The sequence below is a fragment of the Pseudomonas sp. EpS/L25 genome (assembly GCF_001512295.1).
Taxonomy (GTDB): domain Bacteria; phylum Pseudomonadota; class Gammaproteobacteria; order Pseudomonadales; family Pseudomonadaceae; genus Chryseomonas.
This window is the reverse complement of the sequence record NZ_LNUP01000002.1, coordinates 1,541,068-1,553,445: the sequence shown is the minus strand read 5'-3', so window position 1 is coordinate 1,553,445 and position 12,378 is coordinate 1,541,068. Positions and strand designations below refer to the sequence as shown.

10 protein-coding genes are annotated in these 12,378 nt (G+C 66.3%); 2 read left to right on the top strand and 8 right to left on the bottom strand.

Translation table 11 applies throughout. The annotated features are described in order from the left end of the window. Positions 1 to 263: 263 nt before the first annotated feature. Complete coding sequence (locus AR540_RS08195; protein ID WP_059227718.1) at positions 264 to 737, bottom strand: GreA/GreB family elongation factor; 474 nt, start codon at positions 735 to 737, stop codon at positions 264 to 266. Positions 738 to 877: 140 nt separating this feature from the next. Between AR540_RS08195 and AR540_RS08190 the strand changes: the two genes are divergently transcribed. Next, positions 878 to 1,711, top strand: coding sequence for a DUF1206 domain-containing protein (locus AR540_RS08190; RefSeq protein ID WP_059227716.1), 834 nt, complete (start codon positions 878 to 880; stop codon positions 1,709 to 1,711). On the opposite strand, the gene AR540_RS08185 is transcribed toward AR540_RS08190, so the two are convergent. From AR540_RS08185 to AR540_RS08170, 4 genes are all read right to left on the bottom strand, one after another. Further along, positions 1,708 to 2,439 (bottom strand): Mut7-C RNAse domain-containing protein, encoded by a 732-nt coding sequence (locus AR540_RS08185; protein WP_059227714.1) that lies wholly within the window; start codon positions 2,437 to 2,439, stop codon positions 1,708 to 1,710. The genes AR540_RS08190 and AR540_RS08185 overlap by 4 nt on opposite strands. Before the next feature lie 58 nt (positions 2,440 to 2,497). Further along, entirely contained in the window at positions 2,498 to 6,523 is a 4,026-nt protein-coding gene (hrpA, locus tag AR540_RS08180) for an ATP-dependent RNA helicase HrpA (protein WP_059227712.1), read from the bottom strand. 143 nt (positions 6,524 to 6,666) lie between these two features. Then, positions 6,667 to 7,446 carry an SGNH/GDSL hydrolase family protein gene (locus tag AR540_RS08175; protein WP_059227710.1) on the bottom strand — a complete coding sequence of 260 codons (780 nt, stop codon included), beginning with the start codon at positions 7,444 to 7,446 and terminating at the stop codon, positions 6,667 to 6,669. A gap of 152 nt (positions 7,447 to 7,598) precedes the next feature. Continuing rightward, positions 7,599 to 9,278, bottom strand: a complete 1,680-nt coding sequence (locus AR540_RS08170; protein ID WP_059227709.1) for a long-chain fatty acid--CoA ligase — start codon at positions 9,276 to 9,278, stop codon at positions 7,599 to 7,601. A gap of 260 nt (positions 9,279 to 9,538) precedes the next feature. Between AR540_RS08170 and AR540_RS08165 the strand changes: the two genes are divergently transcribed. Further along, positions 9,539 to 10,009, top strand: coding sequence for a MaoC family dehydratase (locus AR540_RS08165; protein WP_059228007.1), 471 nt, complete (start codon positions 9,539 to 9,541; stop codon positions 10,007 to 10,009). 159 nt (positions 10,010 to 10,168) lie between these two features. Here AR540_RS08165 and AR540_RS08160 read toward each other — a convergent pair whose 3' ends face one another. Genes AR540_RS08160 through AR540_RS08150 form a run of 3 tightly spaced genes read right to left on the bottom strand, consistent with a single transcriptional unit; the run spans position 10,169 to position 12,374 of the window. Continuing rightward, positions 10,169 to 10,744 carry a DUF1349 domain-containing protein gene (locus AR540_RS08160; protein ID WP_059227707.1) on the bottom strand — a complete coding sequence of 192 codons (576 nt, stop codon included), beginning with the start codon at positions 10,742 to 10,744 and terminating at the stop codon, positions 10,169 to 10,171. A gap of 53 nt (positions 10,745 to 10,797) precedes the next feature. Continuing rightward, the gene (locus AR540_RS08155; RefSeq protein ID WP_059227705.1) at positions 10,798 to 11,868 is read right to left on the bottom strand and encodes a protein-glutamate methylesterase/protein-glutamine glutaminase; all 1,071 of its coding nucleotides are present in this window, start codon (positions 11,866 to 11,868) and stop codon (positions 10,798 to 10,800) included. Beyond that, the gene (locus AR540_RS08150; RefSeq protein ID WP_059227703.1) at positions 11,865 to 12,374 is read right to left on the bottom strand and encodes a chemotaxis protein CheD; all 510 of its coding nucleotides are present in this window, start codon (positions 12,372 to 12,374) and stop codon (positions 11,865 to 11,867) included. Before AR540_RS08150 ends, AR540_RS08155 begins: the two co-directional genes overlap by 4 nt. Between the last annotated feature and the right edge of the window lie 4 nt (positions 12,375 to 12,378).

Sequence of the window (12,378 nt, the reverse complement as noted above, 5' to 3'; positions counted from 1 at the left end):
GCTGGGACGTCAGAGGTCAGCAGGGGGCGGGACCGGCTCCTACACGTGCTCGAAACACTGCGGCCCTACAGCCTGCCCCCTGCTGCTCTCACCTCCATCCTAACGGCAAGCCAAGACACAAGCGGCCCATGGCCGCGATAAGGTGCGATAAAGACAGTTGCTCCTGCTGTTGCATCTGTACCTGTCGGAGCGGCTGCATCGGCGGACCGCCATGGCTGCGACAGGGGTGGCAAGAGCTCCGATAAGACTCCGGGAAACCGCTCCTAAAGCACCGCCACGATCTCCTGCCGGTGCACCCTGCCCTCCACTGTCACTTCCACCTCATCACCCTCCTCCCGACCGAGCAATGCCTGACCCAGGGGCGCCCGGGAGGAAATCACCAGCACGTCATGGCCATCGAGCCGTACCTTGAGCCCTGCCGCATCCGGGCCAAGGAATAGCCAGCGGCTGCCCGTTGGCGTGGCCAGTTCGACCAGGGCGCCAACGCGAATGCCATCGGTCATGGCGGTGGGCGTCAGGGCGCGATAGGCGGCTAGCGCCAGTTCGATCTCGTGCAGCCGCCGCCGCTGGCCATCGGCGAGATAGGCCGCCTCCAGCCCACGGGTGTCGTACTTGTTCTCGGCCTTGCTCTCGCTGTGGGTGGCCGCCTCATGGCTGGCCGCCAGCTGCTGGCTGAGCACCTCGCGGTCGGCTTCCAGCGCTTTAAGAATGAGGGTGAGCAGTCGTGCTTTGTCCATGAACCGGTCGCCAGGGTAAAGGGTGCGAGCCTAAGGCCTAACGCCGCGTCCCGCCAGCATCCTGGTGCGCCTGTCCGCCCGCCAGAACCCGTAAGCGGGTCGCCGGTCAGTACAAGGCAGGATGTAACAGGACATAACAGATGCGCACCCGTACCGGACTTACCCTCCTGGCCCGCGGCGGCTATGCCGCCCGTGGTCTCGTCTATCTCATCATCGGCGTGCTGGCGCTGCTGGCTGCACGCGGCTCCGGTCAGCCGGCGGACAGCCATGACAGTCTGGAAGCCCTGCTCACCCAACCCTTCGGGCACTTCCTGGTCGGTCTGGTGGTGGTCGGCCTGGTCGCCTTCGCCGCCTGGCGTATCCTCCAGGCCATACGCGATGTGGATGACCATGGCACCAAACCCAAGGGCCTGGTCATCCGCGCCGGCCTGCTGGTCGGTGGCCTCACCTATGGCGCCCTGGCCTTCTTCGCCCTGGGCCTGCTGGTCAGCGGTCTGCGCCAGGACGGCGGCTCGGGCGGAGAAACCAACGATCTGCTGCAGACAATCCTGGGCTGGCGCTACTCCAACCTGCTGGTGTACGTCGCTGCGCTGATCCCACTGGGCGTAGGCCTGGCGCACTTCGTAAAGGGCTGGAAGGCCAGTTTCGAGCGTTATCTCGAAGCCAGCCCCGAGCAACTGCGCCTGATCCGACCCATCGGCCGCTTCGGTCTGATCGCCCGCGGCGTGGCCTTCGTCGAGATCGCCGTCCTGCTGGTCGTCAGCGGCTCGCGCTACCAGGCCCTGCATCCGCCGGGCATGAAGGATGCCCTGAACGGCCTGCAGAACCTCCCCTTCGGCGGCCTGATCCTGTCGGTCGTGGGCCTCGGGTTGATCGCCTTCGCCTTCTACAGCTTCGCCGAAGGCTATTGGCGGCGCATCGACATGGATCTGCCGGACGTGAGCGGGTCGCTGCGCCAGGTGTTGCCGCGCTAGACCAGGGCCAGCCGCTCGCGCATGGCGCGCCAGTGGCTGCCTTCCCAGAACAGCTTGTCGCACTGTGGACAGCTCAGGAAACACAGGTGGCGCTCCCGCACCCGCGGCGGGAGCCGCTCGGCGACCTCCTCCAGGCTCACGGCCCGCAGGGGCGAATTGCAGGCCAGGCAGCGCGAGAACGGTGCGGCCCAGGTACGTAGACCCAGGCGCTGGTAGAGCTCATGCAACTGCGCCTCGGGACGCAAGGCATGCACGTAGCAGCCGTAGACCACCTGCCGGCGCTTGAGCAGTTCGCGATCCCGAGTGAGCAGGATGCGCTCCTCGCGCCGGGCAAGATCGGCCAGGGCGGGATCGGCGTAGGCGTTGTCGTAGAGCGTATCGAAGCCAGCCATGCGCAATCGCCGCGCCAGGGCACCCAGGTGAGCATCGGCGACGAAGCGCGGTCGCCCTGGCGGCTGGTTGCGGATCAGACCGGAGGCTCCGGCGCATTCGAACGCCAGGGCGGGATGAACGATTACCTCGTCGCCCTCACCCAGCCGTCGCGTCAACTCGGCGGGTTCGCCGTTGACCAGCAGCAGTCCGACCTCGGTATGGGGTACGCCGAGGGCCTCGATCTGATGCTTGGCGCTCGCTACCGCGGCGCACTCGACCCAGGTCGCCCGTCCCCGGTGGGCCGGGGCCAGGAAGCGTTCGAGCGTGCCATGGAAGCGGAAACGGGCCTGGGTCATGCCCTCACTATGCCAGCGCCCGACCCGGCCTGGCGTCGCGTCCGATGGATGACCCGAGTCAGGCCTCCACCAGGCTCCACTGCTTGTTCAGCCGCTTGTCCGACACCGGCATCCGCGTGCCCAGTTGCTGGGCCCAGAGGGATACCCGGTACTCCTCCAGCATCCAGCGATAGAGTTCCAGGCTGGCGTCGCGCTTGCCCTCCTGACCGTGCTTGGCGGCGCGGGCGCGGTACTGCTCCCAGAGGCCGGCCAGCTCACCACTCCAGACGCGGTCGCGCTGCACCTGGCCGCCGAGCTTGTCGAAGCGCTGCTCGATGGCCTTGAGGTAGCGCGGATACTCCTTGAGCCATTCCAGCGGGGTATCACGGACGAAACCGGGATAGACCAGATTGCCCAGCTGCGCCTTGATGTCGTTCAAGGCCACCGCCTGGGCCAGGTCGATGCGCCCCTTGAATTTCTTCTGCAGACCGTGCCAGAGCTTGAGGATTTCCAGGGTCAAGCGTGCCAGGCGCTCGGCCTGTTCGGTCCAGCCACCCTTGCGCCGCTCGGCCAGCGAGGCCAGGCCGGCGCCATCACGGGGCAGCTCGGCCTCGTCGGCGAGGATGGCCGCGTCCAGGCTGGCCAGCAGGATGTCTTCCACCAGGGCTTCCGGGCGACCCAGTTCGCGATGCAGCAGTCCCAGCTCGGTAAGACCAGGCAGCTTGCCACGCAGGAACTTGGCCTGCTCCGCCAACTGCTGCAAGAGCAGCCGCTGCAGCGCACGCCGATGTTGATAGGCGGCCTCGGCCGCCGTCGAGAAGCGGCTTTCGCGGACCGTGCCCTGCTCGTCGACCAGCGCCGGATAGACCGTCATCGACAGCCCGGCCACCTGCTGCTGGGTCTTGGCCGCCACCTCGGCGAAGGCCTTGGCCTCCACCGGGCGCTGCTCCTGGCGTTTCTGCGTCGGCAGGGCCAGGGCCGCCTGGCTTTGCTGGGCGAAGCGCGCCGTGACCTCGGCCAGGTCGCGGCCTTCGCCCAGGGGCTTACCCTGGGCATCGACCACTTCCAGGTTCATGCGCAGATGGGGGTCGAGTCCGGCCTCGGCTTCCGGCCAGGCTTCGTCGGGGATACGTGCTCCGGTCATGCGTTGCAGCTCGCGCCCGAGGGCCTCGTGCAGCGAGCCTTCGCCGAAGGGGATCTTGTCCAGGGCGGCGCGGACGAAATCCGGCACCGGCACGAAGTTCTTGCGCAGCGCCTTGGGCAGGTTGCGCACCAGGGCCACGCAGCGGTCATAGAGCAGGCCCGGTACCAGCCAGTCCAGCCGCTGCGGGGGCAACTGCGGCAACAGCGGCGCCGGTACCCGCAGGGTGACGCCATCGCGCGGATGGGTCGGATCGAATTCGTAGGATAGCGGCAGCGTCAGCTCGCCCAGGCGCAGGGTGTCCGGGTACTGGGCGGCGGTGACCTCGCTGGCTTCGCGGGCGAGGACGTCTTCCTCGCGCATGATCAGCAGGTCGGGCTGCTTGGCGCTCTCGCGGCGGTACCAGCTGTCGAAGGTGGCGGTCTGGTAGACGTCCGCCGGCAGGCGCGCGGCGTAGTAGTCGAACAGCGTCTCCTCGTCGGCGAGGATGTCGCGCCGACGGGCCTTGGCTTCCAGCTCGTCGAGCCGTTCCAGCAAGGTCCGGTTGGCGGCCAGGCACTTGGCACGGCTGTTGATCTCGCCGCGCACCAGGCCCTCGCGGATGAACAGCTCGCGGGCGGCGGGCGGATCTATGGGGCCGAAATGCACCGGACGGCGCCCGACCACGATCAGGCCGTAGAGGCTGATCTGCTCATAGGCCACCACCTGGCCACGCTTCTTCTCCCAGTGCGGTTCCAGATGGGTCTTCTTGACCAGGTGCCCGGCCACCGGCTCGATCCAGTCAGGCTCGATCTTGGCCACCATGCGGGCGAACAGCTTGGTGGTCTCCACCAGTTCGGCGGCCATGATCCAGGTGGGCTTCTTGCGGCCGATGACGCTGCTGGGATGAATCCAGAAACGGCGCTGGCGGGCACCGAGGTAATCGCCGTCTTCGCTCTTCTGGCCGATCTGGCTCAGCAAACCGGCAAGGATGGCCTTGTGCAGCGCCGCATAGCCCCGCGCCCGCAGCGCCGCCTCGCTGGCCTCGGCCTGTTGCTGGGCCTTGGCGTTGACGTGCTTGTCGGTGGTGGGGGCGGGCTTGTCGGCAGCTTCCACTGGTGCCGGCAACGGCGTTTCGGACTTGCGCGCCTTGAGCCCCAGTTCGCGACAGAGCAGATTGAGCTGGCGATGGGCATCGCGCCATTCACGCAGCCGCAGGTAGTTGAGGAAATGCTTGCGGCACCAGCTGCGCAGGGCATTGGAACCCAGCGCCTGGCGCTGTTCTTCGAAGCCGTGCCAGAGATTGACCAGGGCGGCGAAGTCCGAGTCCGGGTCCTTCCACTGGGCATGGGCCTGGTCGGCCTGGGTCTGGCGATCCGCCGGACGCTCCCTTGGGTCCTGCACCGACAGGGCACTGGTGACGATCAGTACCTCATTGAGACTGCCCTGCTCCGCCGCTTCCAGCAACATGCGGCCCAGCCGCGGATCGATGGGCAGACGCGCCAGTTGCCGACCGAGCGGCAGCAGGCGGCCCTCGCCGTCCACCGCCGAGAGTTCCTGCAACAGGGTGAAGCCGTCCTTGATCGCCTTGCCATCCGGCGGCTCGATGAAGGGGAAATCCTCGATGCGGCCCAGGCGCAGGTGCAGCATCTGCAGGATGACCGCCGCCAAATTGGTGCGCAGGATCTCCGGATCGGTAAAGGTCGGTCGACCGAGGAAGTCCTCCTCGCTGTAGAGGCGAATGCAGATACCCGGCTCCACCCGCCCGCAACGGCCCTTGCGCTGGTTGGCGCTGGCCTGGGAGATGGCCTCGATGGGCAGCCGCTGGACCTTGGCACGGTAGCTGTAGCGACTGATGCGCGCCGTGCCGCTGTCGATCACGTAGCGGATGCCCGGCACGGTCAGCGAGGTCTCGGCGACGTTGGTGGCCAGCACGATCTTGCGGCCGGGGCGCGGCTGGAAGATCTTCTGCTGCTCGGCCGGCGTCAGCCGTGCATAGAGCGGCAACACCTCGGTGAACCTGAGCTGGGCCTTGCGCAGCACCTCGGCGCAGTCGCGGATCTCGCGCTCGCCGGGCAGGAAGACCAGTACATCGCCGGGGCGCTGGCCAACACTACGTTCGTGGGCTTCGATTTCGTCCAGCGCCTGGAGAATGCCCTGGTCCACGGAGAGGTCGTCCACCAGCCGCTCACCGTCTTCGTCCACCTCGGCACTCAGAGGGCGGTACCAGGTTTCCACCGGATAGGTCCGCCCGGATACCTCAACGATGGGTGCGCCGTCGAAATGCTGCGAGAAGCGCTCCAGGTCGATGGTGGCCGAGGTGATGATCAGCTTGAGATCGGGGCGGCGCGGCAGCAGGGTCTTGAGGAAGCCCAGCAGGAAGTCGATGTTGAGGCTGCGCTCGTGAGCCTCGTCGACGATGAGGGTGTCGTAGCGTTCGAGGAAGCGATCATGCTGGGTCTCGGCCAGCAGGATGCCGTCGGTCATCAGCTTGATCAGGCTGGCGTCGGTACTCTGGTCCTCGAAGCGTACCTGATAGCCCACCAGCTCGCCCAAGGGCGAGCCGAGCTCCTCCGCCACCCGGGCCGCCACGCTGCGCGCCGCCAGCCGGCGTGGCTGGGTGTGGCCGATCAGCCCGTGCACCCCCCTGCCCAGTTCCAGACAGATCTTAGGCAACTGGGTGGTCTTGCCCGAGCCGGTCTCGCCGGCGATCACCACCACCTGATGGCCTTCGATGGCGCGCTTGATCTCCTCGCGCTTGGCGGCGATGGGCAGGGCGTCGTCGTAGCGGATGCTCGGCACGCTGGCGCGCCGCGCCGCGACCTTGGCGCAGGAGGCCTGGAAACGCTCCAGCCACTGGGCTTCACGGGCAGGATCGGGCTGTTTCCGCAGGGCCTGGAGCTGGCGTCTCAGGCGATGGCGATCGGCGTTGAAGGCCTGATCCAGGTTGGCGGCGAGACGGGCAATGGCAGGGGTATCAGTCATGAAACTCTTTCGACGGCGGTCGCTTGGACCGGTAAGTGTAAAAGAGTTGGGGGGCACGGCGGGGCTTTACAAGAACGGCGGGCGGAAAACAGCGGGGTTACCCGCCCTTGCGCGACGCCTGGCCGCGCACGGGCGGTGCAGCCTCAGCGCTTGGCCTGAGCGCTGGCCATGTTCAACGCGGCTGGCGGCGTGCGCAGGGCCATGTCCAGGGACTGCAGGGCCTTCCAGGCATCCTGCTGCAGATCGGCCGGATCGGCATGATCGAACTTGATGTTTTCGGCGGCAGCGGGCAGCGGCGGACGGCTACCGTAGATCAGCGCATAGAACACCGAAGCGGCCAGGTAGGTGCCGGTAAAGGACGGATGGCTGCCGTCGGGCAGGAACAGCCCGGGTTGCGGCTGGTCCGCCAGCGCCTTCTGCCAGGCCTGCCCTACCGGAGCCAGCAGCGCGCCGGTCTCCTTGGCCAGGGGGGTATAGACGCTGTCCAACTGGGCCTGCATGGTCGAGTTGTTCTGCCGTGCCCAGGTCAGATAAAGAATGGGCTGGGCACCGTCCTTGCGGGCAAGGTCGGCGATCAGGCGGACATACTGACGGGTGAGGTCAGGATTCTTCACCGGCATCATGCTGTGATCCTGAATCACCACGTAGTCGTAGTCGGCCCTGGCCAGCTCGTCCTGGACGTCATGACGCTTCCAGTGCTCCTCGAGGCTGGCACCACCAAAGGTCACGTGCTTGACCGCCAGCGGACGCGGCTGACCCGCATCGACGGACATTTGACGGACCATCGCCGGCAGGTCGTTGACGAAGGTATAGCTGTTACCCACGAACAGGACGCGGATGGGCTCGCCGGCCTGTGCCTGACCGAGTACGGTGGAACCTAGCAGCAGAAGGCCCAGTACGGCCTGGCGGACGCGAATTCGCATGGTGAGTCCTCAAGGAAAGAGGTCGGATAGATGACGGCAAAGTGCCGCCTGCGGTTTATACCCGAACCTCTTGCGAAAACCATGCTCGCGGCGTCGGCGCAGGGCTACCAGTCGACGAGAGGTAGCCCTGCGCCAGCTTGGGGGTAGCGCGGTTACGCCTTCTTGAGCTCGGCGTCACGCAACTCGCGACGCAGTATCTTGCCGACGTTGGTGGTCGGCAGGCTATCGCGGAATTCCACCAGCTTGGGCCGCTTGTAGCCGGTGACGTGGTCATGCATGTGCTTGAGCACCTGCTCGGTGGTCAGGGAGGCACCGGGCTTGGGCACCACGAACACCTTGATCTTCTCCCCCGCCACCTCGTCGGGAATGCCGATGGCCGCACACTGCAACACGCCGGGCAACTGCGAGAGCACCTCTTCCAGCTCGTTGGGATAGACGTTGAAGCCGGACACCAGAATCATGTCCTTCTTGCGATCGACGATGCGCAGGTAGCCGTCCGGCTCGATCACCGCGATATCACCGGTACGCAGCCAGCCCTCGGCATCCAGCACCTCGGCGGTGGCCTCGGGGCGCTGCCAGTAGCCCTTCATCACCTGCGGACCCTTGACGCACAGCTCGCCCGGGGTATCGAAACCCAGGGTCTCGCCATCGGCGTCCACCACCTTGCAGTCGGTACCCGGCACCGGTACGCCGATGGTGCCCAGGCGCAGGCGCTCCAAGGGATTGAAACTCACCACCGGACTGGTCTCGGTCATGCCGTAGCCTTCGCAGATGCCGCAGCCGGTGACCTCCTGCCAGCGTTGCGCCACGGTCTGCTGCAGCGGCATGCCACCGGAAAAGGTGACCTTGAGCCCGGAGAAGTCCAGCTGGCGGAACTCTTCGTTGTTGCACAGCGCGGCGAACAGGGTATTGAGGCCGACGAAGCCGTTGAAGCGCCACCGCTTGAGTTCCTTGACCATGGCCGGCAGGTCGCGCGGATTGGTGATCAGGACGTTGTGATGGCCGAGGATGAACATGGCCATGCAGTGAATGGTGAAGGCATAGATGTGGTAGAGCGGCAGGGGCGCGATCATCACCTGGGCACCCTCGCCCAGGTACTTGGTCATCAGCACCTGGCACTGCAGCATGTTGGCCACCAGGTTCCCGTGGGTCAGCATGGCACCCTTGGCGATGCCGGTGGTGCCACCGGTGTACTGCAGCACCGCCACCTCGTCACTGGCCGGATCGGCTTCGGTGAAGGCGACGTGCTCGCCCTTGGTCATGGCATCGACGAAGCGAATCGCCTGAGGGATACGGTAAGGCGGCACCATCTTCTTGACGTGGCGCACCACGGCATTGACCAGCAGCCGCTTGAAGGTCGGCAGCAGGTCACCGACCTCGGTAACGATGACATGGCGGATGTCGGTCTGCGGCAGCACCTGTTCGGCCAGGTGGGCCATGTTGGCCAGGCAGACCAGCGCGCGCGCGCCGGAATCCTTGAACTGGTGCTGCATCTCGCGGGCGGTGTACAGCGGGTTGGTATTGACCACCACCAGCCCGGCACGCATGGCGCCGAAGACCACGACCGGGTACTGCAGCACGTTGGGCATCTGCACGGCGATGCGGTCACCCGGCTGCAGATCGGTATGCTTTTGCAGGTAGGCGGCGAACTGACCGGACAGTTCATAGAGTTCGCGGTAGCTCAGGGTGCGGCCCAGGTTGCTGAAGGCCGGGCGGTCGGCATAGTTCTGGCAGGCCTCGCGAAATACCGCCAGGACGTTGCGATAGCGCCCGGGGTCTATGTCTGTCTGGATGCCCTCGGGATATTTGTCACTCCAGAAATTCGGCATCATGCAGCCCGCTCCTGCTCTTTGGTTATTGTTCGTGGGAGAGTGCCAGGTCAGCGCTGATCCGGCCCTGCGAGCCTAGCAGTTTTGCCCAGGCCGCAACAGCATCAATATCCGCCCTAACCGTCACGCAATGACCGTCCGGTCTACTCCGGTCACGGTATCCCGGCGCTTTTCGTGGCGATGATTAGCCTCGCAGCCCAGGCATGCGTAGAATGCCCGGCTTCGCGGCGTTCGCCGCTTCGCCACTGCTGCCGGAGAGCGTCATGAGCCTGACCGAAAACATTCCTTATGAAGCCCTCGAGATCGGCCAGAAGGTGACGGTCACCCGTACCATCGAACAGCGCGATGTGCTGCTGTTCGCGGCCCTCTCCGGCGATTGCAATCCGCTGCACCTGGACGCCGAATTCGCCGCCAAGACGCTGTTCCGCGAGCCCATCGCCCACGGCATGCTCAGCGGTGCCCTGATCAGCGCGGCGGTGGCCTGCAACCTGCCAGGCCCGGGTACGCTCTACGTCGACCAGACCATGACCTTCGAGAAGCCGGTGAAGTTGGGCGATACCCTCACCGTGGAAATCGAGGTGCTGGAGAAGCTGCCGAAGTTTCGCGTGAACCTGGCCACCCGCGTCTTCAACCAGCACGGTGACAAGGTGGTGGATGGCGTCGCCAAGGTCGTCGCCCCGCGCAAGACCGTACAGGTACAGCAGGTCGAGCTACCCCCCGTCACGGTCGGCTAAGAAGCTGTTCGCGATCTCGCGAGCTAGAGGCAAACAAGGCGAAAGTGCCTGAAAAGCACAGTTTACGAGTGGTAAATGAGCATTTTGAAGGTACTTTCAACGCAGGTTGGCCGACGCGCCGCCGATCAGGGATAGCTTCTGAGCAACACCCTCCCCGCTTCAGCTCAGATCGGCCAGCCCCCGCTGCTGGGGGGGCTGCAGGCTGAAGTCGCTGAAGGCTACCTCCATGCCCCCCCGCTCGGGCGTGCCGCATACCGGACCCACGCGATACTCGGCGGCGGCCGGCAGGCTCGCCAGGCGCAGCAACGGCCAGCGCTGACCATCCAGCGAGACCTGCACCCGCAGGGTGCCCTGGGTCAGGGTGATGCGCAGCCAGAGGTCCTCGCGCTCGCCCAGCGGCATGCCCAGGGCGAGATCCGAGCGGCCCAGGGTCAGGACGCTCAGCAACTGCGGAGTCTCGTCGAAGTAGCCGATGCCGGCGCGCAACCAGTGTTGTCCGTCGAGGTGGACCATGAGACCGGCGTGGTCGCCCTGGTTCTTGCAGCGCGCCACCACGCGCACCTGGGCGGTGAAGCCGCTGGTGACCCGCGCGCCGAAGAAATGCCCGCTGTGTCGCTCGGCGCCGTCGTGGGTATGGCGCCAGAAGTCACTGTGCCGATCGGTGATGACCCTTAGCCGGTCGGCTTCGGCCAGCCAGGTCTCCGGCTCGTTGGTCCAGTGGCAGATGTCGAACATGGGGCTCTCCTTCCGTGCTGGCGCTTGGAGTGTCGCGGGCCCTGCAAGTTCGTCTAGTACCCGGCTTTGAGAATGGCCGCCGCTATCTGCCCGAGGCCGATTTCCTGTTCCACCGCGCCGAGCTTCATGGCTTCCTTGGGCATGCCGTAGACCACGCAGCTGTCCTCGTCCTGGCCGAGGGTACGACCGCCGGCCTCGCGCAGCTCCTTGAGTCCCCGGGCGCCGTCGTCGCCCATCCCGGTCATGATGATGCCCAGGGCGTTGCTGCCGGCAGCCCGGGCCACCGAGCGGAACAGCACGTCCACCGAAGGCCGGTGCCGACTCACCGGCGGGCCGTCGATGACGTCCACCAGATACTGGGCACCGCTGCGCTTGAGCAGCATGTGGCGACCACCCGGGGCGATGAGTACCCGTCCGGGCAGCACCCGATCGCCATGGCGGGCTTCCCGCACCTCCAGCTCGCAGAGACGGTCCAGACGCTCGGCGAAGGCAGCGGTGAAGCGTTCGGGCATGTGCTGGACCACCACGATGCCAGGGCAGACCCGCGGCAGGGTGGTGAGCACCGCTTCCAGCGCCTGGGTACCGCCGGTGGAGGTACCCAGGGCGACGATGCGTTCGGTGGTACGCGCCATGGCCACGGCGCCGGCGGCCGGCAGGATGGCGTCGGCACTGAGCTTGGGCGGCGGCGCCACCGGTGCGGCGCGTGGTGCGAGTCGCTTGAGGTTGGCCCGCGCGGCGGCCTTAACCGCGCTGACCAGGTCGTCCGAGGCATCCTTGAGGAACTGCTTGAGGTTGGCCTGGGGCTTGGTGACGATGCTCACCGCGCCGGCCGCCATGGCCTGCAGGGTAGTGGCGGCGCCCTTTTCGGTGAGGGTCGAGCAGATCACCACCGGCGTGGGGCGCTCGGCCATGATCTTCTTGAGGAAGGTGATGCCGTCCATGCGCGGCATCTCCACGTCCAGCACCAGGACGTCGGGCCACTGCTTGCGCATCTTGTCCTGGGCGAACACCGGATCGGCGGCGACACCTATGACCTCGATGGCAGGGTCCTCGGCGAGACTCTGGGCGAGCACCTGACGCACCACCGCGGAGTCGTCGACGATGAGGACCTTGATCTTGTTCATGGAGTGATTCTCGTGAGCGGCGGAGTGTAGGTCACCTCCACCTGTTGTATGAGTACCCGGCCATCGACGAGGCTGAGGGACAGTTTGCGATGGCCGTCGCCCCTGACGTGCGTACGGACGGAGCGCAGGCCCAGGCGGGCGAGCTGGGCCAGCGCGGCGTCGACGTTGAGGTCACCGATGTTCTTGACCCGCCCGCGCAGGATCTGCGGAAACATGTTGCCACCGCCGTACAGGTGCACCTGATACCCCTGCAGATCACCGCCATGACGGGCGATGGCGGCCAGTATCAGGTCCAGCGACTCGTCGACGTAGTGACCGTCGGGCGCCACGCCCGGTACGGGACGCTGGCGAGAGGGTAGCAGCGAATGAGTCATGCCACCCAGGCGACGCCCCGGATGCCAGAACACGAAGGACACGCAGGAGCCCAGGATGGTACGCACCAGCCTGTCGCCCTGGCCGAAATACCATTCGCCAGGGCGGAGGAACAGCTCCGGCGGGCTCGACATCGCC